This is a genomic window from Pseudomonas sp. URMO17WK12:I7 (assembly GCF_003269045.1).
Lineage (GTDB): Bacteria > Pseudomonadota > Gammaproteobacteria > Pseudomonadales > Pseudomonadaceae > Aquipseudomonas > Aquipseudomonas putida_J.
Window position 1 is genome coordinate 1 of the sequence record NZ_QLTL01000013.1, and the last position, 23352, is coordinate 23352.

At 60.6% G+C, this 23352-nt stretch carries 21 protein-coding genes and 1 pseudogene; 12 read left to right on the forward strand and 10 right to left on the reverse strand.

Annotated elements, in window-relative coordinates; translation table 11 throughout:
* A pseudogene (locus tag H040_RS18485) lies at positions 1-137 on the forward strand (molybdenum cofactor biosynthesis protein MoaE); the annotation flags it as partial.
* Between the two features lie 164 nt (positions 138-301).
* Here the strand turns inward: H040_RS18485 and rhlB are convergent.
* Positions 302-1765 (reverse strand): ATP-dependent RNA helicase RhlB, encoded by a 1464-nt coding sequence (rhlB, locus tag H040_RS18490; RefSeq protein WP_027918034.1) that lies wholly within the window; start codon positions 1763-1765, stop codon positions 302-304.
* Positions 1766-1866: 101 nt separating this feature from the next.
* Positions 1867-2523, reverse strand: coding sequence for an alpha/beta hydrolase (locus H040_RS18495; protein ID WP_027918033.1), 657 nt, complete (start codon positions 2521-2523; stop codon positions 1867-1869).
* A gap of 331 nt (positions 2524-2854) precedes the next feature.
* On the opposite strand from H040_RS18495, the gene H040_RS18500 reads away from it, so the two are divergent.
* The 4 genes from H040_RS18500 (at position 2855) to H040_RS18515 (ending at position 7011) form a co-directional block, all read left to right on the forward strand.
* Complete coding sequence (locus H040_RS18500; RefSeq protein ID WP_027918032.1) at positions 2855-3883, forward strand: amino acid ABC transporter substrate-binding protein; 1029 nt, start codon at positions 2855-2857, stop codon at positions 3881-3883.
* Between the two features lie 66 nt (positions 3884-3949).
* Positions 3950-5128, forward strand: a complete 1179-nt coding sequence (locus tag H040_RS18505; RefSeq protein WP_027918031.1) for an amino acid ABC transporter permease — start codon at positions 3950-3952, stop codon at positions 5126-5128.
* Positions 5129-5138: 10 nt separating this feature from the next.
* Positions 5139-6236, forward strand: coding sequence for an amino acid ABC transporter permease (locus H040_RS18510; protein WP_027918030.1), 1098 nt, complete (start codon positions 5139-5141; stop codon positions 6234-6236).
* A 10-nt stretch (positions 6237-6246) separates the two neighbouring features.
* Positions 6247-7011 carry an amino acid ABC transporter ATP-binding protein gene (locus H040_RS18515; protein ID WP_027918029.1) on the forward strand — a complete coding sequence of 255 codons (765 nt, stop codon included), beginning with the start codon at positions 6247-6249 and terminating at the stop codon, positions 7009-7011.
* Positions 7012-7047: 36 nt separating this feature from the next.
* On the opposite strand, the gene algW is transcribed toward H040_RS18515, so the two are convergent.
* The gene (gene algW, locus H040_RS18520; protein WP_027918028.1) at positions 7048-8208 is read right to left on the reverse strand and encodes a Do family serine endopeptidase AlgW; all 1161 of its coding nucleotides are present in this window, start codon (positions 8206-8208) and stop codon (positions 7048-7050) included.
* 169 nt (positions 8209-8377) lie between these two features.
* Between algW and H040_RS18525 the strand changes: the two genes are divergently transcribed.
* The 3 genes from H040_RS18525 to cysN all read left to right on the forward strand — a co-directional run bounded on the left by H040_RS18525 (position 8378) and on the right by cysN (position 12277).
* The gene (locus H040_RS18525; RefSeq protein ID WP_027918027.1) at positions 8378-9136 is read left to right on the forward strand and encodes a Nif3-like dinuclear metal center hexameric protein; all 759 of its coding nucleotides are present in this window, start codon (positions 8378-8380) and stop codon (positions 9134-9136) included.
* 306 nt (positions 9137-9442) lie between these two features.
* Positions 9443-10360 (forward strand): sulfate adenylyltransferase subunit CysD, encoded by a 918-nt coding sequence (gene cysD, locus H040_RS18535; RefSeq protein ID WP_027918026.1) that lies wholly within the window; start codon positions 9443-9445, stop codon positions 10358-10360.
* 15 nt (positions 10361-10375) lie between these two features.
* The gene (gene cysN / locus H040_RS18540; protein ID WP_027918025.1) at positions 10376-12277 is read left to right on the forward strand and encodes a sulfate adenylyltransferase subunit CysN; all 1902 of its coding nucleotides are present in this window, start codon (positions 10376-10378) and stop codon (positions 12275-12277) included.
* A 650-nt stretch (positions 12278-12927) separates the two neighbouring features.
* On the opposite strand, the gene H040_RS18550 is transcribed toward cysN, so the two are convergent.
* From H040_RS18550 to H040_RS18570, 5 genes are all read right to left on the reverse strand, one after another.
* A complete protein-coding gene (locus H040_RS18550) occupies positions 12928-13188 on the reverse strand; it encodes a bacteriocin immunity protein (protein WP_027918024.1) in 261 nt (86 codons plus the stop codon).
* Positions 13188-13544, reverse strand: a complete 357-nt coding sequence (locus tag H040_RS18555; RefSeq protein WP_256208041.1) for an S-type pyocin — start codon at positions 13542-13544, stop codon at positions 13188-13190. The genes H040_RS18550 and H040_RS18555 overlap by 1 nt, the downstream gene beginning before the upstream one ends.
* Positions 13545-13665: 121 nt before the next feature.
* The gene (locus tag H040_RS18560; RefSeq protein WP_027918022.1) at positions 13666-13929 is read right to left on the reverse strand and encodes a bacteriocin immunity protein; all 264 of its coding nucleotides are present in this window, start codon (positions 13927-13929) and stop codon (positions 13666-13668) included.
* Positions 13926-16199 carry an S-type pyocin domain-containing protein gene (locus H040_RS18565; RefSeq protein ID WP_081784260.1) on the reverse strand — a complete coding sequence of 758 codons (2274 nt, stop codon included), beginning with the start codon at positions 16197-16199 and terminating at the stop codon, positions 13926-13928. Before H040_RS18565 ends, H040_RS18560 begins: the two co-directional genes overlap by 4 nt.
* Before the next feature lie 114 nt (positions 16200-16313).
* On the reverse strand, positions 16314-16793 hold the full coding sequence (locus H040_RS18570; protein WP_027918020.1) for an Lrp/AsnC family transcriptional regulator: 480 nt from the start codon (positions 16791-16793) through the stop codon (positions 16314-16316).
* A 127-nt stretch (positions 16794-16920) separates the two neighbouring features.
* Here H040_RS18570 and H040_RS18575 point away from each other — a divergent pair, with 127 nt between their 5' ends.
* On the forward strand, positions 16921-18117 hold the full coding sequence (locus H040_RS18575; RefSeq protein WP_027918019.1) for a methionine gamma-lyase: 1197 nt from the start codon (positions 16921-16923) through the stop codon (positions 18115-18117).
* Positions 18118-18277: 160 nt separating this feature from the next.
* On the opposite strand, the gene H040_RS18580 is transcribed toward H040_RS18575, so the two are convergent.
* Complete coding sequence (locus H040_RS18580) at positions 18278-18715, reverse strand: YhcB family protein (protein WP_027918018.1); 438 nt, start codon at positions 18713-18715, stop codon at positions 18278-18280.
* Between the two features lie 135 nt (positions 18716-18850).
* On the opposite strand from H040_RS18580, the gene H040_RS18585 reads away from it, so the two are divergent.
* The 3 genes from H040_RS18585 to zapE all read left to right on the forward strand — a co-directional run bounded on the left by H040_RS18585 (position 18851) and on the right by zapE (position 22148).
* On the forward strand, positions 18851-19486 hold the full coding sequence (locus H040_RS18585; protein WP_027918017.1) for an alpha/beta hydrolase: 636 nt from the start codon (positions 18851-18853) through the stop codon (positions 19484-19486).
* 25 nt (positions 19487-19511) lie between these two features.
* Positions 19512-20855 (forward strand): tryptophan--tRNA ligase, encoded by a 1344-nt coding sequence (locus H040_RS18590; protein WP_027918016.1) that lies wholly within the window; start codon positions 19512-19514, stop codon positions 20853-20855.
* Between the two features lie 198 nt (positions 20856-21053).
* Positions 21054-22148 carry a cell division protein ZapE gene (gene zapE / locus H040_RS18595; protein WP_027918015.1) on the forward strand — a complete coding sequence of 365 codons (1095 nt, stop codon included), beginning with the start codon at positions 21054-21056 and terminating at the stop codon, positions 22146-22148.
* A gap of 118 nt (positions 22149-22266) precedes the next feature.
* Here the strand turns inward: zapE and H040_RS18600 are convergent, their stop codons facing one another.
* The gene (locus tag H040_RS18600) at positions 22267-23163 is read right to left on the reverse strand and encodes a GlxA family transcriptional regulator (RefSeq protein WP_177326689.1); all 897 of its coding nucleotides are present in this window, start codon (positions 23161-23163) and stop codon (positions 22267-22269) included.
* Positions 23164-23352 lie beyond the last annotated feature (189 nt).

Below are 23352 nucleotides of genomic sequence, written 5' to 3' on the forward strand. Positions count from 1 at the left end.
CGGCCTTCGATGCCTGCAACTTCATCATGGACTACCTGAAGACCCGGGCGCCGTTCTGGAAGAAGGAAAATACCCAGGAAGGACCGCGCTGGGTGGAAGGCAAGCAGAGTGACCAGGATGCCGCTGGGCGCTGGTAATTTTTGGTTTGATGGCCGGGGCTTTGCCCCGGTTCGCGGGTAAACCCGCTCCCACAGGGATCTTCACAGCATTCTGAAATTGGGTACCACAGGTAAACCGCTGCCCGCAGACCCTGTAGAGAATCCTGTGGGAGCCGGTTTACCCGCGAAGAAATCGGCGCCGATCAGTGGTGCTTGCGCGGCACCGGCTTCAACAGCTCATCCGGCGGCATCTCGCACTTGATCTTGCGCCCCAACAGCTCTTCGATCGCCGGCAGCTGGTAGGAGTCATCCTCACCGGCAAAGCTGATCGACACACCGCTGGTGCCAGCACGGCCGGTACGGCCAATGCGGTGCACGTAATCATCCGGGTCTTCCGGCAGGGTGAAGTTGATCACGTGGCTGATGCCGTCGATGTGAATCCCGCGCCCGGCCACGTCGGTGGCCACCAGCACGGTGATGCGCCCTTCACGGAAGCTCTCGAGGGTACGAATACGCTTGTGCTGCGGAACGTCACCCGACAACTGCGCGGCATTGATACCGTCGCGCACGAGTTTTTCCTCGATGCGCCGCACCTCGTCCTTGCGGTTGGCGAACACCATCACCCGTTCCCACTTGTTCTGGGTCACCAGGTTGTACAGCAGCTTGTACTTGTCGCTGCCGGCCACCGCATACACGTGTTGCTCGACCGTTTCGCTGGCGACGTTCTCCGGCTCGATCTCGACGATCGCCGGGTTGGTGGTCCACTGCTTGGCCAGGTTCATCACATCTTCGGTGAAGGTGGCGGAGAACAGCAGGGTCTGGCGTTCGCTCTTTGGCGGGGTCTGGCGGATGATCTGCCGTACCTGGGGGATGAAGCCCATGTCGAGCATGCGGTCGGCTTCGTCCAGCACCATCACCTCGACCATGTCCAGGTGCACTTCGCCGCGCTGGTTGAAGTCCAGCAGACGGCCCGGGGTGGCCACCAGGATGTCGCAGTGACGGGATTCCAGGGCCTTGAGCTGCTTGTCGAAGTCCATGCCGCCGACGAAGCTCATCACGTTCAGGCCGGTGTACTTGGTCAGGGCGACGGCGTCCTTGGCGATCTGCACCACCAGCTCGCGGGTGGGGGCGATGATCAGTGCGCGTGGCTCGCCCATGTAGCGTTCTTTCGGCGGCGGCGTCTGCTGCAGCTGGGAAATGATCGAAATCAGGAACGCCGCAGTCTTGCCAGTACCGGTCTGGGCGCGACCGATGGCGTCCTGGCCAGCCAAGGTGTAACCCAGTACCTGCGCCTGGATCGGCGTGCAGTAAGGGAAGCCGAGGTCGTGGATGGCATGCATCAGCTCGTTGGAGAGCTTGAAGTCGTGGAAACGGGTCTTGCCTTCCTGAGGCTCGACCACGAAATCTTCCGGCTTCCACAGGCTTGCCTGGGGCTTGGGCTTGCGTTCGCGACGTGGTTTGTCCTTGGCCGGCTTGGCGGCGGGCGCTGGCGCACCGGTGGCTGCTTCGGCTATCGCGGCGGCCTTGGCGCGGGGCGCGGCTGGTTTGGGCTCGGGCCGGGCCTCTGCTGTAGGGGCGGGCGCCGTTGGCGTCACGCTGGCAGCAGGAGCGACGGCCTGTGGCGCGGCGTCTCCTTTGCCGAATATTTTCTTGAGTGCCTTGAGCACGATCGTCTCATCAACTGGTTAAGGAATGTACGCCGGGCAGTGTAATGCAAGATCTGGACGCGGCGTAGCGGAAAACTCCCACAGCTACAAATGGGGTTGGCTTATTGCAATTGCTTGCTCAGCCAGTCGTGGATATCGCTGAGCTCCTCGACTGCCACTTCGTGTTCCATCGGGTATTCGTGCCAGCGTGCGGCAACGCCCCAGGTATTGAGGTATTCGAACGCGGTACGGCCCATGGACGGGATCACCACCGGGTCGTGCACGCCATGCAGGCAAAGGGCCGGGGTGCGTTGCTGGCAGGCGCTTAGCTGATGGCTGTCAGTGAAGGTCGGGGCGTAAGTGGACAGGGCAATCACGCCGCCCAGCGCCTCTTGCCACTTTATATAGGCAGTGTGCAGCACCACCGCGCCGCCCTGGGAGAAGCCGGCGAGGATGATCCGCGACAAATTGATGCCCTTGGCCTGTTCGGCCTTGATCAGGCCGATGATCTGTTCAGCTGACTCTTCCAGTTGCGCTTCGTCAATGGCGCGGGCCGGGGTCATGGCCTTGATGTCGTACCAGCTTGGCATGGCATAGCCGCCATTGATGGTCACCGGGCGGGTCGGTGCCTGGGGCATGACGAAGCGAGTGCTGAGCAGGCGCTCCTGCATGAATTCGGCAACAGGTAGGAAGTCGTAACGGTCGGCACCCAAACCGTGCAACCAGATCACACAGGCGTCAGCGGTTTTCTGGGGTTCGAGAATCAGCGGGTTGGTCATGACTGCTCCGAAAGAGTGCGGGTGTTGTTATCGCGTGCGTGAAAAGAAGGCGCGGGAATTGATTGTCAGAAAAAGAATGTCGCAACGATACAACTTTCCCTACTTGACGATCGCTTAAACGCTACAGCCAACAAATCTGGTACGCGCTTTGCAATTCTTCATTCGATGCAAAGGGCAGGCCGTGACGGTAACACCCTTTGCACGCGAAGGCTGTCACAGAACAGCCCATTGCGCCAATTGACCCAATAACAAGCCAACAAGGGTCGGATGCGCCTCAAAAGGGTGCGGTGCAATTCCGGCTCGTACAACAAGAGCGATTTGGAGGTTGTGAATGAAGATGTTGAAAACCACCCTGGCAGTCCTGACCGCTGCCGCCGCGCTGGGCGCCGTAAGCACTGCCCAGGCCGGCGCCACCCTCGATGCGGTAAAGAAGAAGGGCTTCGTCCAGTGTGGCGTGAGCGACGGTCTTCCGGGCTTCTCGGTACCTGATGCGCAGGGCAAGATCGTCGGTATCGACGCCGATGTGTGCCGCGCCGTGGCCGCCGCCGTGTTCGGCGATGCGACCAAGGTCAAGTTCAGCCAGCTCAACGCCAAGGAACGCTTCACCGCGCTGCAATCGGGCGAAGTCGACGTGCTGTCGCGCAACACCACCTGGACCAGCTCGCGTGATGCCGGCATGGGCCTGGTGTTCGCCGGCGTCACCTACTACGACGGTGTTGGCTTCCTGGTCAACAAGAAGCTGGGCGTTTCCAGCGCCAAGGAGCTCGACGGCGCAACCATCTGCATCCAGGCGGGTACCACCACTGAACTGAACGTGTCGGACTTCTTCCGTGCCAATGGCCTGAAGTACACCCCGATCACCTTCGACACCTCTGACGAGAGCGCCAAGTCGCTGGAGTCTGGCCGTTGCGACGTGCTGACCTCGGACAAGTCGCAGCTGTTCGCCCAGCGCTCCAAGCTGGCCGCGCCGACCGACTACGTGGTTCTGCCGGAAACCATCTCCAAGGAACCGCTGGGCCCTGTGGTGCGTAAGGGCGATGAAGACTGGTTCAGCATCGTCAAGTGGACCCTGTTCGCGATGCTCAACGCTGAAGAGGCCGGTATCACCTCGAAGAACGTCGAGGCCGAAGCCAAGTCCACCAAGAACCCGGACGTTGCCCGCCTGCTGGGCGCGGATGGCGAGTACGGCAAGGACCTCAAGCTGCCCAAGGACTGGGTAGTGCAGATCGTCAAGCAAGTCGGCAACTACGGCGAAGTGTTCGAGAAGAACCTTGGCCAGAGCACCGACCTGAAGATCGACCGTGGCATGAACGCCCTGTGGAACAACGGCGGCATCCAGTACGCGCCACCTGTGCGCTGATGGCTGCACCTGCGGCGGCATCCCGCCGCCGCAGGTTGTTCGAATCCCTATTTTTCGGGGCACTTCATGCAAAATCAAATTGGCGCACCCAAGGGGCTGTCCCTGAACGACCCGCGTGTGCGCGCCTGGCTGTTCCAGATACTCACGATCGCCTTCGTGGTGGGCCTGGGCTGGTACCTGTTCCACAACACCCAGACCAACCTGCAACACCGGGGCATCACCTCGGGTTTCGACTTTCTCGAGCGCAGCGCCGGCTTCGGCATCGCCCAGCACCTGATTCCCTATGTGGAATCCGACAGCTATGCGCGGGTGTTCGTCATCGGCCTGCTCAATACCCTGCTGGTGACCTTCATCGGTGTCATTCTGGCGACGATCCTGGGCTTCATCATCGGTGTGGCACGCCTGTCACCGAACTGGATGATCAACAAACTGGCGACCGTATATGTGGAGACGTTCCGCAATATCCCGCCGTTGCTGCAGATCCTGTTCTGGTATTTTGCCGTGTTCCTGACCCTGCCGGGGCCACGGGGCAGCATCAACATCGACGACACCTTCTATATCAGCAACCGTGGCCTGAACATGCCCGGCGCCTCCATGGCTGACGGCTTCTGGCCGTTTGTCGCTGCCGTGGTGCTGGCGATCGTGGCCATCGTGGCGATGGTGCGTTACGCCAACAAGCGCTTCAACGAAACCGGCAAACCGTTCCACAAGTTCTGGGTGGGGCTGGCGCTGTTCATTGCCATCCCGGGCCTGTGCGTGCTGCTGTCTGGCAGCCCGGTGCACTGGGAAGTACCACAACTGAAGGGCTTCAACTTTGTTGGCGGATGGGTGCTGATACCTGAGCTGCTGGCATTGACGTTGGCACTGACTATCTATACCGCCGCGTTCATCGCTGAAATCGTGCGCTCGGGTATTCGTTCGGTCAGCCATGGTCAGACCGAAGCCGCCCGTTCCCTTGGCCTGCGTGAGGGCCCGACCCTGCGCAAGGTGATCATTCCCCAGGCACTGCGGGTGATCATTCCGCCGCTGACTAGCCAGTACCTGAACCTGGCGAAGAACTCGTCGCTGGCGGCCGGTATCGGCTACCCGGAGATGGTCTCGCTGTTCGCCGGTACCGTGCTCAACCAGACCGGCCAGGCCATCGAGGTGATCGCCATCACCATGAGTGTCTATCTCGCCATCAGCATCAGCATTTCGCTGCTGATGAACTGGTACAACAAGCGCATAGCGCTGATCGAGCGGTGAGGATACGCCCGTGAATGCCCATGTTTTCAAACCTGACATGCCGCCACCGGTGAAAACCGTCGGCGTGCTCGCATGGATGCGTGCAAACCTGTTCTCCAGCTGGCTCAACACCCTGCTGACCCTGTTCGCCGTGTACCTGGTGTGGCTGATCGTGCCGCCGCTGGTGCAATGGGCGCTGATCGACGCCAACTGGGTCGGCACCACCCGCGCCGATTGCACCAAAGAAGGCGCCTGCTGGGTGTTCGTGCAGCAGCGTTTCGGTCAGTTCATGTATGGCTACTACCCGGTCGAACTACGCTGGCGCGTGGACCTCACCGTGTGGCTGGCCGTGCTGGGTGCCGCACCGCTGTTCATCAAGCGCTTCCCGCGCAAGGCCATCTACGGCCTGAGCTTCCTGGTGCTGTACCCAGTCATTGCCTACACCTTGCTGCACGGCGGCCTGCTGGGCCTGACCAATGTCGCCACCAGCCAGTGGGGCGGCCTGATGCTGACCTTGGTGATTGCCACCGTGGGTATCGTCGGCGCCTTGCCGCTGGGCATCCTGCTGGCCCTCGGGCGGCGTTCGAGGATGCCCGCGGTGAAGGTGGTCTGCGTCACCTTCATCGAGTTCTGGCGTGGCGTGCCGCTGATCACCGTGCTGTTCATGTCGTCGGTGATGCTGCCGTTGTTCCTGCCTGAAGGCATGAGCTTCGACAAACTGCTGCGGGCGATGATCGGGGTGATCCTGTTCCAGTCGGCGTATGTCGCCGAGGTGGTGCGCGGTGGCCTGCAGGCCATCCCCAAGGGCCAGTACGAAGCTGCCGCGGCCATGGGCCTTGGCTACTGGCGCGCGATGGGCCTGGTGATCCTGCCGCAAGCGCTCAAGCTGGTAATCCCCGGCATCGTCAACACCTTCATCGCCCTGTTCAAGGACACCAGCCTGGTGATCATCATCGGCCTGTTCGACTTGCTCAACAGCGTCAAGCAAGCCGCCGCTGACCCGGCCTGGCTGGGCATGGCCACCGAGGGCTATGTGTTCGCCGCCCTGGTGTTCTGGATTTTCTGTTTCGGTATGTCCCGCTACTCCATGCACCTGGAGCGCAAGCTGGACACTGGCCACAAGCGTTAGGAGTTTCGAAATGAGTGAAGCGATCAAGCAGCCTGCCGGCCCCGAAGGCATCATCCAGATGCAGGGCGTGAACAAGTGGTACGGCCAGTTCCATGTGCTCAAGGACATCAACCTGAACGTGCGCCAGGGCGAGCGTATCGTGCTGTGCGGCCCGTCCGGCTCGGGCAAGTCGACCACCATCCGTTGCCTCAACCGCCTGGAGGAGCACCAACAGGGCCGCATCGTGGTCGATGGCGTGGAGCTGACCAACGACCTCAAGCAGATCGAAGCGATCCGCCGCGAGGTGGGCATGGTGTTCCAGCACTTCAACCTGTTCCCGCACCTGAGCATTCTGGAAAACTGCACGCTGGCGCCGATGTGGGTGCGCAAGATGCCCCGGCGCAAGGCCGAGGAAATCGCCATGCACTACCTGGAGCGGGTACGTATTCCAGAGCAGGCGCACAAGTTCCCGGGGCAGCTCTCGGGTGGCCAGCAGCAGCGCGTGGCAATTGCCCGGGCGCTGTGCATGAAGCCGAAGATCATGCTGTTCGACGAGCCGACGTCGGCGCTGGACCCGGAAATGGTCAAGGAAGTGCTCGACACCATGGTCGGCTTGGCCGAGGACGGCATGACCATGCTCTGCGTGACCCACGAGATGGGCTTTGCCCGCACCGTGGCGAACCGGGTGATCTTCATGGACAAAGGGGAGATCGTCGAGCAGGCGGCACCGGATGACTTCTTCGACCGACCGCGCAGCGACCGGACCAAGCTGTTCCTCAGCCAGATCCTGCACTGATGCAAAAAGGGGCTGCAAAGCAGCCCCTTTTTGCCCTTACTTCTCTTCCGAGTTGGTGGCGGGTGCCGGTGGCGGCCGAAGCCCTACTTCGGCAATCAGCTTCAGCTGCTGACCATTGCGCATCACCTCGATGGTGATCTTGTCGGTCGGCTTGATCCGCGCCACCTGGTTCATCGACTTGCGCCCGTCGCCAGCGGGTTCACCGTTGATGCTCAGGATCACGTCACCCAGCTGCAACCCGGCCTTCTGTGCCGGGCCGTCGCGGAAGATACCGGCCACCACGATGCCAGGGCGGCCCTGCATGCCGAACGATTCGGCCAGTTCCTGGCTCAACGGCTGCACCTCGATGCCCAGCCAGCCACGGATCACCTGGCCGTGTTCGACGATCGATTTCATCACCTCCAGCGCCAGCTTGATCGGGATGGCGAAGCCGATGCCCTGGGAGCCGCCGGACTTGGAGAAGATTGCCGTGTTGATACCGACCAGGTTGCCATTGGCGTCGACCAGCGCACCACCGGAGTTGCCCGGGTTGATCGCCGCGTCGGTCTGAATGAAGTCTTCGTAGTTGTTCAGGCCCAGCTGGTTGCGGCCGGTGGCGCTGATGATGCCCATGGTCACGGTCTGGCCAACACCGAACGGGTTGCCAATGGCCAGCACCACATCACCGATGTGGATGTTGTCTGAGCGGCCGATGGTGATGGCTGGCAGGTTCTTCAGGTCGATCTTCAACACCGCCAGGTCGGTTTCCGGGTCGCTGCCGATCACCCGTGCCAAGGTTTCGCGGCCGTCCTTCAGGGCCACGACGATCTGGTCGGCGCCGCTGGTGACGTGGTTGTTGGTCAGCAGGTAGCCCTCGGGGCTCATGATCACCGCCGAACCCAGGCTCGACTCCCAGCGGCGCTGCTTGGGCAGGTTGTCACCGAAGAAGCGGCGGAACTGCGGGTCCTCGAACAGCGGGTGAGCGGTCTTGTTCACCACCTTGGTGGTGTACAGGTTGACCACCGCCGGGGCGGCGAGGGTCACGGCGTCGGCGTAGGACACCGGCCCCTGCATGATCCGCGTGGTTTGCGGGGCTTGCTGCAGGTTGACGTCCTGGCTGGGCAGGCCGACCCACTCTGGGTAGCGCTGGATGATCAGTACGGCGATCAGAATGCCGGTGAGCAGGGGCCAGCCAAAGTAACGCAAAGCCTTGAACATGAACGAGTCCTGGAAAGAGCGGGGGGCCATCGGCCGCGCAGTGGGGCATGAGCGCGCGCGATCATACACCGGTTCCCCCGATGCCGGCGACGGCCCATAATGGCCGGCATTATACGGGCGTTCTCCAGGCGTTGCGCCCGAGAAAAGCGCAGATTTCGAGGAGATTTTCATGGCCGTCGCACTCAACACCCTCGTCGAGGAAGCCGAACGCTACCTGGGCAGCGCGAAGATCCAGGATTATTGCCCCAACGGCCTGCAGGTCGAGGGGCGGCCGCAGGTCAGCCGCATCGTCAGCGGCGTCACTGCCAGCCAGGCGCTGCTGGATGCTGCGGTCGAGGCCGAGGCCGACCTGATCCTGGTGCACCACGGTTACTTCTGGAAGGGCGAGAACCCCTGCGTTACCGGGATCCGTCAGCGCCGGCTGAAGACATTGCTCAAGCACGACATCAGCCTGCTGGCGTTTCATTTGCCGCTGGATGTGCACCCCGAGGTTGGCAACAACGTGCAGTTGGCGCGGCAACTGGATATCACCGTCGAAGGCCCGCTGGACCCGGAAAACCCCAAGGTCGTCGGGCTGGTCGGCTCGCTGAGCGAGCCGGTGACCGCGCGTGATTTTGCCCGCCGGGTGCAGGAAGTGCTCGGGCGCGAGCCGTTGCTGGTGGAGGGCGACCAGATGATTCGCCGGGTCGGCTGGTGCACCGGGGGCGGGCAGGGCTACATCGATACCGCTATCGCTGCCGGAGTGGACCTGTATCTCACCGGCGAGGCGTCGGAGCAGACCTATCACAGCGCCCGCGAGAACGGGGTCAGCTTTATTGCCGCCGGGCACCATGCAACCGAGCGGTACGGCGTGCAGGCGCTGGGCGATTACCTGGCGCGGCGCTTTGCCCTGGAGCATCTGTTCATCGACTGCCCAAATCCGATCTGATATCGGCGTCGCCTGCTTCGCGGGTAAACCCGCTCCCACAGGGATAGCGCCAGTCTTCATGAGTTGAGCAATTCAGCTGCTCCCACAGGGATAGGGCCAAGCCTGAGGTCTGTGCATCACCTGTGGGAGCGGGTTTACCCGCGAAAGCGCCAGGCCTGCCAGCCCCAAACCCTCAGTCATATCGTTAGACTTTTTCGATCTAGCCCGCCTCCTAAATAGAAGCAGCCGCTGTGATAAAGTGGCTCGCTCGAACACGGCCCGCTGGCCGTCCATAAGATCGTTTTTCGTGTTTTTTCGTGAGTAGCCATGGTCGACAAACTGACGCACTTGAAACAGCTGGAGGCGGAAAGCATCCACATCATCCGCGAGGTGGCCGCCGAGTTCGATAACCCGGTGATGCTGTACTCGATCGGCAAGGATTCCGCCGTGATGCTGCACCTGGCGCGCAAGGCCTTCTTCCCGGGCAAGCTGCCGTTCCCGGTGATGCACGTCGACACCCAGTGGAAATTCCAGGAGATGTACAGCTTCCGCGACAAGATGGTCGAGGAAATGGGCCTGGAGCTGATCACCCACGTCAACCCTGAGGGTGTGGCGCAGGGCATCAACCCGTTCACGCATGGCAGCTCCAAGCACACCGATATCATGAAGACCCAGGGCCTCAAGCAGGCACTGGACAAGTATGGTTTCGATGCTGCCTTTGGTGGCGCGCGCCGCGACGAAGAGAAGTCGCGGGCCAAGGAGCGTGTCTACTCGTTCCGTGACAGCAAGCACCGCTGGGACCCGAAGAACCAGCGCCCGGAGCTGTGGAACGTCTACAACGGCAAGGTCAACAAGGGCGAGTCGATCCGCGTCTTCCCGCTGTCGAACTGGACCGAGCTGGACATCTGGCAGTACATCTACCTCGAAGGCATCCCGATCGTGCCGCTGTACTTCGCCGCCGAGCGTGAAGTCATCGAGAAGAACGGCACCCTGATCATGATCGACGACGATCGCATCCTCGAGCACCTCTCCGAGGAAGAGAAGGCGCGCATCGTCAAGAAGAAGGTGCGTTTCCGTACCCTCGGCTGCTACCCGCTGACGGGCGCTGTCGAGTCGGAAGCCGAGACCCTGACGGACATCATTCAGGAAATGCTCCTGACCCGTACGTCCGAACGCCAGGGCCGTGTCATCGACCACGATGGCGCCGGTTCCATGGAAGACAAGAAACGCCAAGGCTACTTCTAATTTCAGGGTTACTCCATGTCGCACCAATCTGATCTGATCAGCGAGGACATCCTCGCCTACCTGGCCCAGCACGAGCGCAAGGAACTGCTGCGCTTCCTGACCTGCGGCAACGTCGACGATGGCAAGAGCACCCTGATCGGGCGCCTGCTGCACGACTCCAAGATGATCTACGAGGACCACCTCGAAGCCATCACCCGTGATTCGAAGAAAGTCGGCACCACCGGCGAAGAAGTCGACCTGGCGTTGCTGGTCGACGGTCTGCAGGCCGAGCGTGAGCAGGGCATCACCATCGATGTCGCCTACCGCTACTTCTCCACCGCCAAGCGCAAGTTCATCATCGCCGACACCCCGGGCCACGAGCAGTACACCCGCAACATGGCCACCGGTGCGTCGACCTGTGACCTGGCGATCATCCTGGTCGATGCCCGCTACGGCGTGCAGACCCAGACCCGCCGCCACAGCTACATCGCATCCTTGCTGGGCATCAAGCACATCGTGGTTGCGGTCAACAAGATGGACCTCAAGGGCTTCGATGAAGAAGTCTTCGAGTCGATCAAGGCCGATTACCTGAAGTTCGCCGACGCCATCAACCTGACCCCGAGCAGCCTGCACTTCGTGCCGATGTCGGCGCTCAAGGGCGACAACGTGGTCAACCACAGCGATCGCTCGCCGTGGTACGCCGGCCCGACGCTGATGGAAATCCTCGAAACCGTCGAAGTGTCGGCCGACCGCAACTTCACCGACCTGCGGTTCCCGGTGCAGTACGTCAACCGCCCGAACCTGAACTTCCGTGGCTTCGCCGGGACCCTCGCCAGTGGCGTGGTGCACAAAGGCGACGAAATCGTCGTGCTGCCTTCGGGCAAGAGCAGCCGGGTCAAGTCCATCGTCACCTACGAAGGCGAACTGGAAAACGCCGGCCCAGGCCAGGCGGTGACCCTGACCATGGAAGACGAGATCGATATCTCCCGTGGCGACCTGCTGGTGCACGCCGATAACGTGCCACCGGTGACCGACCAGTTCGACGCCATGCTGGTGTGGATGGCCGAAGAGCCGATGCTCCCAGGCAAGAAATACGACATCAAGCGCGCCACCAGCTATGTGCCGGGCTCGATTGCCAGCATCACCCACAAGGTCGATGTGAATACCTTGGAGCAGGGGGCTGCAAGCGCTCTGCAGTTGAACGAGATTGGCCGCGTCAAGGTAGCCTTGGACGCCTCGATCGCCCTGGACGGTTACAACAGTAACCGCACCACTGGCGCGTTTATCGTCATCGACCGCCTGACCAACGGCACCGTCGGCGCCGGCATGATCATCGCGCCGCCAGTCCTGCCGCACGGCAGCACTGGCCAGCATGGCAAGCAGGCTCACGTGGCTACCGAAGAGCGCGCCCTGCGCTTCGGCCAGCAACCGGCCACCGTGCTGTTCAGCGGCCTGTCCGGGGCTGGCAAGAGCACTCTGGCCTATGCCGTCGAGCGCAAGCTGTTCGACATGGGCCGTGCGGTGTACGTGCTCGATGGGCAGAACCTGCGCCATGACCTGAACAAGGGCCTGCCACAGGACCGTGCCGGCCGCACCGAGAACTGGCGTCGCGCCGCCCACGTGGCGCGCCAGTTCAACGAAGCCGGCCTGCTGACCCTGGCTGCGTTCGTTGCCCCGGATGCCGAAGGCCGCGAACAGGCCAAGGCGCTGATCGGCAAGGACCGCCTGGTGACCGTTTACGTTCAGGCCTCGCCGCTGGCGTGCCGCGAGCGTGACCCGCAAGGCCTGTACGCTGCGGGTGGCGACAACATTCCGGGCGAGAGCTTCCCGTTCGACGTGCCGCTGGATGCGGACCTGGTGATCGATACCCAGAGCACCAGCGTTGAAGAAGGCGTGAAGCAGGTGCTGGATGTGCTGCGTCAGCGTGGCGCCATCTAAACGCAGGTGCTGAATGAAAAACCCCGCTTCGGCGGGGTTTTTTGTTTGCGGGGCGGGAACATACAGTTTGGTTACCGGGCGCTTGCCGTGACATTTTCAGCGCCTATGAAAACGAGCGCCGCCCGCGCGGCGCATCGCGGATAAATCCGCTCCCACATTTGCTGCAACGTGGCCATGCCTGATAGGCCATGGTTGTCAGCCTTGTGCGTTCGGTTGGATTTTGAGATTGGCGCTGACACCGCTCCGCATGTCTCAAGACATGCGCCAAGGCAGGCGACCCTGACCTCACAGGTTCGGCACGTTGCAACAAATGTGGGAGCGGATTTATCCGCGATGCGCCGCGCGGGCGGCGCTCGATTTGCGCACCGCTGCACAACTCAAGACAGGCACTTGGTAGACATCACGCTATTTCTTGGCAAGCCATAGGCAGGTAGCTGATATCAAGTATCACAAGGCCACTGTTTTGTACCCTCTAGCCTTTCTTGCCTCGACGGAATCGAAGTGCCGGTCATAGTCACTTCGGCGTTCACATCCTTGCTTGTAAGGATCCATATCGCAGGCAAATTTCTGGTTTTGCCGATCAGGCAAAAGCAGGTTTCTGCCATTGGTGCAACCGGATAGAAGCCGCATCAACATCCATACAGATGTGTTCATTGCATGTCATTGAACAAGGGAAGTTCCTTTGATTTTCGCCAAGCAATGATCCGTGCGATCACCCCCTCGGCGCAGCCCTCGAGGTCGTTTGCCGGGTAGTAGAGGAGATCAGAGCCATCCGGGTGGCCGGCCATCTCGATAAAGTGTTCGAGCAAGCGATCCTGCCAAGCCGAGGTACCGGAAGCCTGTAGCAATTCCTCAACCACAGTCCTGAACTCGGTGCGCGTGTAACTTGTAAGGGAGCGTTTTTGACTCATCACCACTTCACCTCCGATGACAGCGCATACTGCAGGGCACTCATGATCCGCAGGTTCTCGGCATCGTACATCGCACCGCCAAAGGCGGGTGAGTCGAGGTGGCAGATCTCGAAGTTGCGCACGCCTTTTGCGGTTTCAGCGAAAGGCGCGCGGGGTGGCCAGCCTTGCTTGATGCGGTTGAGTTGCGAGGTAACGAATTGTTGGGAGTAGATCGGGTCTTCTGCAATTGCCAGCCAGAAGGCCTGAGAGAAATCGTCGAAGTCGATGAAGGTTTGTTCAGCAAGTTTGTTTGCTATATGCCCGGGGAGTGGGAATGCCATGTCAGCGTTTCTCTCTTGAAGTGATGTCGAGATCATGGCTATGTTTTTTTGGGATGGAAATATTCACCGTGCTACATTGGATGTAGGTTCATTTTGAAGAATTTGTAGGAGCGTTCTCACTCCAAAGGGAGGTACCCCGCCGGAGCGGGGTGTACGTTCAGTTTTCCTTGAATCCAGGTTTTCCGTTTGCTGCACGCCACGCTTTGATAATGCTCAGAACTGCTTCAAGCTCACTCTGCTCATCATTTTCAGGCCAGTAAATCAGGTCTGTACCGCTAGGGTGCTCGGTAACTGCAGTAAAGTGTTCCAGCAATGGATCTAGTATCTCATCTGGCTCTTCGGCATTAGCGCGATAGATCTCCTTGAGAAACTCAATGAACTCCAACTCCGTGTAATCGCTGTAGTTGGATTTAATACTCATGACTTGTCTCCATAATGAATCTTGTGATGCGCTGCTGGTGTGACAACCCTGATGTTGTCGATGTCGTACACTTCGCCGCCTTCGCTGATTGGCACTACGTGATGCAGCTCAAAACTTTTCTTTTTTCCGTAAATGTCAGAATTTCTTGCTCTGGGAGCGTGCCCATTTTCGCGCATGCGAATAATGTTCTGTTTGGAAAACTGCCTTGAGAGCTCGGGGTCAATTGCTACAATTTTCCAGAGTTTTTCTCGAAAAGCATCGTAGCTCCGAAATTCTATACCTCTAAGCTGGTCAGCAATATGTGCCGGTATCGGCGCGCCTTCACCGCGTGTGGCCTCGCCAAGCCAGAGCCCTGTTACTTGTGCACCGATTCCTGTGGCGATACCTGGCTCATACCTTGGACTCTTGAACACCACCAGGATAGGCGGCAATCCCGAGTCGATCGGGAAGGTGATGATCAGCCGTTCCTGATCGAGAAGATCCAGTGCAGGATAGCTTTCCGTTGTGTTGCTGACAGGGTTGAGGCTGCTGCCGGAGTAAACAATCGTGCCCGGCGGAGCGGGTGGCAGGCTAGTGGAGCTACCTTCACCACCTCCGGGCGGGCTGGCGGGTGTCCAGGTCAGGATGCGCTGTGGGTTCTCCAGTGCGAGGCTGTATACCTGCCGTTCAGCATCGAATGTTGCGGCCCTTACCGGCACTGCCTTACCGCCGGGAACCACGTACAAGCTGATGTCGTTTGCGTCTTCACTACCAGCAAGTAAATAAGGCAGGTCCACGCTGGCTGATGAAAGGGCGAGGGCGGCCAGGTCAGGTCCGTCTGGTGGAGAAAGGCTGGAAAGAGGCGTGCTGATCAGGTACCGCCTTTCCGAATTACCCAGCGTTGCAGGCCAGGCTGCCGAAAGTATGGCTACAGCCAAGGGGGCCGCTGTGGTAGCCAATCGACCTACCGCTGCGATGATTGCTTCGCGAATAGCAACCGACGCGACATCCGCAGCAAAGGTCGCCAACCCGATCGGAATGACGGTCGTCGCCGAGACAGCGGAGTGGGTGTCATTGATGTAACTGATGCGTTGGCGTGCTGCCTCGGCTTGCTGCCGGGCCGCTTCTTCGGCAGTTGCATGTTCGGCTGCAATCCTTGCCTGCAGTTGTTCCATTTCCATCGCTCGCTGGGTCAGGTTCGCCATGGACGCGCTGAATTGCTGCAAATAGCGAATGGACTCTGTGAGCGCCAGTGCCCGGTGATAATCTGCCCAAAGCACGCCGGCCCGGCGGGTAGCCTGTTCGTCGACGAGGTCTTGCAGTGCCTCGGTTTGAGGCTTGGAAAGTGGCGACACGATGTTCGGGTTGGAGTCACTGAAAGCGGGTATCTCGGCTTGCTTCGCGGTGATCAGCACATTGGCAGTGTTTATGTAGGCCGAAAAGCGCTGGATGAGGGTATCGGTTTCCTGGGTTGGTGTGGATTGAGCCACTTGGTGCTGCAGGAAGCTGGGCAGGCAGTCGAAGCAGATCTGCTGCTCATGAAGAATTTGCCCATACCGCCGTTCGATGGCTTTGGGCAGGTCGACAGCAGGTTGCGCAATTTCTGCCTCGTCGACCTGGCGAGCCATTTCAGGCAGGTCCACCGCCAACGCCTGAAACGTCTGCGCTGCGATGTGCAAGCGGTAGGCGGCATCGACAGAAGCATTGAACGTCTCCCAGACTTGTCGGCCCCATGCCTCGCCAGAGGTGCCCATCGGGAATGCGCCATCGTCATTCAAACGGGTGGCGAAGGAGTCGTAGCGTTTATAAAAGGGAATGGCACCGTAGAAGCTGATTGCCACGGGGGCGATTTGAAGATACTCGGCGCGCCTTTGTTGCAAGCTCGTAGTGGCCAGTTTTTGGCGTAGCTCCAGATGCTGGACAGGCTGACCCGCAGCTTCCGCGATCGCCTGTTGTTCGATGGCAGCGCGTTCAGCGCTGATTTGCGCGGGCAGTTGCTCAAGAGCGGGTGCATATTGTTCGGCGTAGATATTGTTGACGGCAGTAAACTCCTCGCCGAAAACCGTTCGCCAGCCTTTTTCCTGGGCGAAAGGGCTAGGCCCTCCAGTACCTCGAGGCCGCCCTGCATCCAGTCCCCAGCCGCCATAGCCGGTCCCTGACAACGGGGGCAACGGGCTGAGAGGCACTCGATCTGGGGCTTGCGCGCGCGTCAAGACGCCCTCATTCAGATTCAGCGCACCGCGGGTATCACGGAAGGGTTCACCAAATTTGACGGTTTCATTTTGAACCATGTAGTCATCCTCCTGGTCGCTACATGGCAAAGCGTGCTCCAGGCAGTTTTTCCTGTATGTCAGGCGCTGCTCGTCAATCAGTAGGAGTGTTCCTGCTGATTGGAAAGATCTGGTTTAAATATGCTTTTCGGAAACAGGAATAACGCGCTTTTCCTTAACAGCCTTGTAGGAAAAGCTTGAATAAATCTCCTTCACCCCTGGCAGCCGCTGCAGCACTTCCCGGGTAAATTCGCCAAACGACTCTAGATCCTTCGCCAGAATCTCCAATAGAAAGTCATACCGCCCGGAGATGTTATGGCAAGCAACAATCTCGGGAATCTCCATCAGCCTTTGCTCGAACGCTAAAGCCATATCTTTGGTATGCGAGTCCATCATGATGCTGACAAATGCCGTCACCCCAAACCCAAGCGACTTGGGCGAAAGAATGGCCTGATAACCGGTGATGTAGCCGTTGTCCTCCAGCAACTTGACCCGTCGCCAGCAAGGCGAGGTGGTCAGCGAGACCTGGTCGGCGAGTTCGGAAACGGTGAGGCGGGCGTTGTCCTGCAAGGCCGCTAGCAGGGCGCGGTCAGTGCGGTCGAGGCTTGAAGGCATGTTTTGCCCTCCTGGTGTTGTATTTGTTGTTTTCTTTCCAAAACAGCCGCCAATGCGTGGGCAACTTTGGAAAATATCAGGCAGCTCGGTGGCATAAGCTTATAGCAAACCACCAGAGGCTGTTGCCATGCGCGACTCCCATAACAACACCGGTTTTTCCACCCGCGCCATCCACCATGGCTACGACCCGCTTTCCCACGGTGGTGCTCTGGTACCCCCGGTTTACCAGACTGCAACGTATGCCTTCCCCAACGTCGAATACGGCGCGGCGTGCTTTGCCGGGGAACAGGGCGGGCACTTCTATAGCCGCATCTCCAACCCGACCCTGGCCTTGCTGGAGCAGCGCATGGCGTCGCTGGAAGGGGGCGAGGCAGGCCTGGCGCTGGCCTCGGGCATGGGCGCCATCACCTCGACCTTGTGGACTCTGCTGCGCCCCGGTGACGAACTGATCGTCGGGCGCACGGTGTATGGCTGCACCTTTGCCTTCATGCACCATGGCATCGGTGAGTTCGGGGTGAAAATCCGCCATGTCGACCTCAACGACACCCAGGCGCTGAAAGCAGCGATCACCCACAAGACCCGGATGATCTACTTCGAAACACCGGCCAATCCAAACATGCAACTGGTCGATATCGCGGCGGTGGCCGAAGCGGCGCGGGGGCATGACCTGCATATCGTGGTCGACAACACCTATTGCACGCCGTATCTGCAACGCCCTCTGGAGCTGGGCGCCGACCTGGTGGTGCATTCGGCGACCAAGTACCTCAGTGGCCATGGTGATATCACGGCTGGCCTGGTGATCGGGCGCAAGGCGCTGGTGGGCCGGATTCGCCTTGAAGGCCTCAAGGACATGACTGGCGCGGTACTGTCGCCGCACGATGCCTCACTTTTGATGCGTGGCATCAAGACCCTCGCGTTGCGCATGGACCGTCACTGCGCGAATGCCCTGCAAGTTGCTGAATTCCTTGCGTGTCAGCCGCAGGTGGAGCTGATCCAGTATCCGGGGCTGCCCTCGTTCGCTCAATACGAACTGGCGCAGCGGCAGATGCGCTTGCCGGGCGGCATGATCGCTTTCGAGCTCAAGGGCGGGATCGAAGCCGGGCGGCGCTTCATGAATGCGCTGCAACTGTTTGCCCGGGCGGTGAGCCTGGGCGATGCCGAGTCGCTGGCGCAGCACCCTGCGAGCATGACCCATTCCAGCTATACGCCCGAAGAGCGGGCGCATCACGGGATTTCCGAGGGCCTGGTGCGGTTGTCGGTGGGGCTGGAAGATGTCGAGGATCTGCTGGCGGATGTCGAGCAGGCTTTGAAGGCTTGCAGCTAGATTGCTTGCTCGGGCCTCTTCGCGGGTAAACCCGCTCCCACAAAGACCGCGCAGCCTTCAAAACCTGTGAAGTCCTGTGGGAGCAGGTTTACCCGCGAAGAGGCCAGTGAATCCCGCCCAAGAAAAAGGCCTCATGCGAGGCCTTGTTCGTTTAAGCGGTTCAGCGCTTGAGCCCGTAGCTCTCGTCGAGCATGCCCGGCGAGTTCGGCGACTTCGGTGCATAGTCGCGCGGCACTTCGGCGGTGTCCTTCGGTGGGGTCAGGCGGTCACGCGGACCCTGTGTACCCTCGGAGTGCAGGGCGGCAAGCAGGCGCTGGCGGGTCAGCTCGTCGAGCGCCAGGTGGTTGGCGCCGTCGGCCAGGTGATCCTGCACGTCCTGATAGCTCTGGGTCAGCTTCTTGACCAATACCGCAGTGCTGTTGAAGTGGGTAACCACCTGGTTCTGGTAGCTGTCGAAACGCTGCTGGATATCGTCCAGCTGACGTTGGGTGCTGCTGGGCGCCGCATTGGGCAACAGGCGGGCCACGATGAAACCGACCGCCACACCGATGACCAGGGCCAGGGTTGGCAACAACCAAACAAGGAGCGAGAGTTCCACGAGTCCTTCCTCTATAAACGGCTTTGCTTTACGTTAACGGCTCAGACCTGCGCTGTATACCGCGAGCGATCGCAAATCAGAACAGAATTCCTCACCTAGACGAAACGACCCCCCTTGAGGTCACGGAGTAGTGCCTTGCTTGTTCGCGAAACCCCCTTGTTCATCGATGGCCCGATCGGCCAGCTTGAAGCCCTGTACCTGGATGTGGCCGATGCCCGCGGTGCGGTGTTGATCTGCCACCCCAATCCGGTCCAGGGCGGCACCATGCTCAACAAGGTGGTTTCGACCCTGCAGCGCACCGCCCGCGACGCCGGCTATGTGACTTTGCGCTTCAACTACCGCGGTGTCGGCCAAAGTGCCGGCAGCCATGACATGGGCGCTGGCGAGGTGGCCGATGCCGAGGCCGCCGCAGCGTGGCTGCGCGCGAAGCACCTTGAGCTGCCGCTGGTGCTGATGGGCTTCTCGTTCGGCGGCTTTGTCGCCACCAGCCTGGCCGGGCGCCTTGAAGCGCAGGGTGTGGAGCTGCAACAGCTGTTCATGATCGCCCCGGCGGTGATGCGCCTGACCGCCGACTTCCCGCTGCCACAGCGCTGCCCGATCGCCGTGGTGCAGCCAGACGCCGATGAAGTCGTCGATCCGCAACTGGTTTACGAATGGTCCCACGCACTGGGTCGCCCCCATGAGCTGCTGAAAGTGGCAGAATGCGGACACTTCTTCCATGGCAAGCTGACCGATCTGAAGGATCTGCTGCTGCCGCGCCTTTCGAACTGAGCCAAGCCTGAATAAGCGAACACCCATGACCACGCGCATCCTCACCGGTATCACCACCACCGGCACCCCGCACCTGGGCAACTACGCCGGCGCCATCCGCCCGGCGATCGTCGCCAGCCAGCAGCCCGGTGTCGACTCGTTCTATTTCCTGGCCGACTACCACGCCTTGATCAAGTGCGACGACCCGCTGCGCATCCAGCGTTCGCGCCTGGAAATCGCCGCCACCTGGCTGGCCGGTGGCCTGGACCCGGCAAAGGTGACCTTCTACCGCCAGTCCGACATCCCCGAGATCCCGGAGCTGACCTGGCTGCTGACTTGCGTCGCGGCCAAGGGCTTGCTCAACCGCGCCCACGCCTACAAGGCCTCGGTGGACAAGAACCTGGAAACCGGCGAAGACCCGGATGCCGGCGTGACCATGGGCCTTTACAGCTACCCCGTGCTGATGGCCGCAGACATCCTGATGTTCAATGCCAACAAGGTGCCGGTCGGCCGTGACCAGATCCAGCACGTGGAAATGGCCCGTGACATCGGCCAGCGCTTCAACCACCTGTTCGGCCAGGGCAACGACTTCTTCGCCCTGCCGGAAGCGGTGATCGAGGAGAGCGTGGCGACCCTGCCGGGCCTGGACGGGCGCAAGATGTCCAAAAGCTACGACAACACCATCCCGTTGTTCACCAGCGCCAAGGACATGAAAGACGCCATCTCGCGCATCGTCACCGACTCGCGTGCGCCTGGCGAAGCCAAGGACCCGGACAATTCGCACCTGTTCACCCTGTTCCAGGCCTTCTCGACGCCAGCGCAGTGCGCAGCGTTCCGCGATGAGCTGCTGCAGGGCCTGGGCTGGGGCGAGGCCAAGCAGCGCCTGTTCCAGCTGCTCGACGGCCAGCTGGCCGAGAAGCGTGAGCACTATCACCAACTGATCTCGCGCCCGGCAGACCTGGAGGACATCCTCCTTGCCGGCGCCGCCAAGGCGCGCAAGATCGCCACCCCGTTCCTCGAGCAGCTGCGCGAGGCCGTTGGCCTGCGTTCGTTCCGCAGCAGCGTGCAGGCCACCACCGAGGTGAAGAAGAAAGCCGCCAAGAGCGCACGCTTTGTCAGCTTCCGTGACGAAGACGGCAGCTTCCGCTTCCGCCTGCTGGCCGCCGATGGCGAGCAGCTGTTGCTGTCGCGCAGTTTCGCCGACGGCAAGAGCGCCGGTGCCGTGAGCAAGCAGTTGCAGCAGGGCGGCGAAGCCGACGTGCGTGTCGAAGGCCTGGGCTTCAGCCTGTGGCTCAACGGCGAGCAGGTTGCCGACGGGCCGCAGTTCGACAGCGCCGAAGCCCGTGATTCGGCTGTCGAAAGCCTTCGTGTAGCGCTTCAGCCGTTGTAGGAGCGGATTTATCCGCGAACACCGGCATAGCCGGTGCCAGGCACCGCGTTGTCTGCTTCGCGGGTAAATCGGGGCGCCGAACCGCCGCTCCCACAGGAATGCGAACCGCCTGAGGCATTTCGCCGCAAGTCTGATTGCCATTAAGCGGGCCTGTCGCTACAGTGACGGCCCGTTTTTTGTTGCCTCGCTAACGAAATCATGACGCCCCTAGAACGATATCAAGCAGATCTGAAACGTCCCGACTTCTTCCATGACGCGGCGCAGGAAACTGCGGTGCGTCACCTGCAGCGTCTGTACGACGACCTGGTGCGCGCGCAGAACAACAAGCCGGGCGTGTTCGGCAAGCTGTTCGGCAAGAAGGAGCAGACGCCGGTCAAAGGCCTGTACTTCTGGGGTGGGGTAGGACGCGGCAAGACCTATCTGGTCGACACGTTCTACGAAGCGCTGCCGTTCAAACAGAAGATGCGCACGCACTTCCACCGCTTCATGAAGCGCGTCCACGAGGAAATGAAAACCCTCAAGGGCGAAAAGAACCCGCTGACCATCATCGCCAAGCGCTTCAGCGAAGAAGCCAAGGTGATCTGCTTCGATGAGTTCTTCGTTTCCGACATCACCGATGCCATGATCCTGGGCACCTTGATGGAAGAGCTGTTCAAGAACGGTGTTTCGCTGGTGGCGACCTCCAACATCGTCCCTGACGGCCTGTACAAGGACGGCCTGCAGCGCGCGCGCTTCCTGCCGGCTATTGCCATGATCAAGCAGTACACCGACGTGGTGAACGTCGACAGCGGCGTCGACTACCGTTTGCGTCACCTGGAGCAGGCCGAACTGTTCCACTTCCCGCTCAACGATGCGGCGCACCAGAGCATGCGCGCCAGCTTCAAGGCGCTGACGCCCGAGTGCACCCAGGCCGTCGAGAACGACGTGCTGATGATCGAAAACCGCCCGATCAACGCCCTGCGCACCTGCGACGACGTAGCCTGGTTCGACTTCCGTGCCCTGTGCGATGGGCCGCGCAGCCAGAACGACTACATCGAGCTGGGCAAGATCTTCCATGCCGTGTTGCTGAGCAATGTGGAGCAGATGGGCGTCACTACCGATGACATCGCTCGCCGCTTCATCAACATGGTGGACGAGTTCTACGACCGTAACGTCAAGCTGATCATCTCGGCCGAGGTAGAGCTGAAAGACCTGTACACCGGCGGGCGCCTGAGCTTCGAGTTCCAGCGCACCCTGAGCCGCTTGCTGGAAATGCAGTCGCACGAATTCCTCTCGCGCGCACACAAGCCCTGAAGGCAGCTGCAAGCCACAAGCTGCAAGCGGTAAGAAAAAGCCAGAACAGTTCGAGAGCTGTTCTGGCTTTTTTGCTTTTTCTTGCCGCTTGCAGCTCCGGCTTGAAGTTCAGGTGGCCTCAGGCCTCTTGCATGAACTGCTGGCGATACTGGTTCGGCGACAACTCAGTATGCTGGCGGAACAACCGCGCAAAGAAACTCGCATCGTCGTAACCGACCTCATAACTGATGGTCTTGATGCTTTTGCGCGTGCTCGACAGCAGCCCCTTGGCCGTCTCGATGCGTAACCGCTGCAGGTAGTGCAACGGCTTGTCACCGGTCGCCCCCTGGAAGCGCCGCATGAAGTTGCGGATGCTCATGCCATGGTTGCGGGCAACATCCTCGAAGCGGAACTTGTCGGCGAAGTGTTCCTCCAGCCAGTGCTGGATCTGCAGGATGATCAGGTCCTGGTGCAGTTTCTGGCCGCCAAAACCCATACGCCCAGGCGTGTAGTTGCGCTGCACTTCGTAGAGGATGTCGCGGGCTACGGCTCGCGCCACATTTGCGCCGCAGAAGCGCTCGATCAGGTAGATGTAAAGGTCGCAGGCGGATGTGGTGCCGCCGGCGCAGTACAGGTTGTCGGCGTCGGTCAGGTGCTTGTCCTGGTTCAGGCGGATCTTCGGGAAGCGTTCGGCGAAGCTGTTGAAGAAACGCCAGTAGGTGGTTGCTTCCTTGCCGTCGAGCAGGCCGGATTCAGCCAGCCAGAACACCCCGCTGGCTTCGGCACACAGTACGGCGCCACGGGCGTGCTGTTCGCGCAGCCATGGCAGCACCTGTGGATAACGTTGCAGGAGGTTGTCGAAATCGTCCCAGAAGGCCGGGAGGATGATCACGTCGGCATCATCGAGGCCGCCTTCGACCGGCAGCTGCACATGGCTGAAGCTGTCCACCGGCTGGCCATCGGGGCTCACCAGGCGAATCTCGAACATGGGCTGCAAGCCCAGGCCCAGCTGCTTGCTGTAGCGCAGGCTGGCCAGATGGAAGAAATCCTTGGCCTGCATCAGGGTCGATGCGAACACCTTGTCAATGGCCAGGATGCTGACGCGCCGCAACGACGCCGAGGGTTGGGTAAACATCATTGTCATTGTTCTTATAGGGTAGAGTGGTCAATCACCGGCTGGATCGTCTTATTTTTTGGCGATTGTGTCTACCCCGTGTAACAGAGG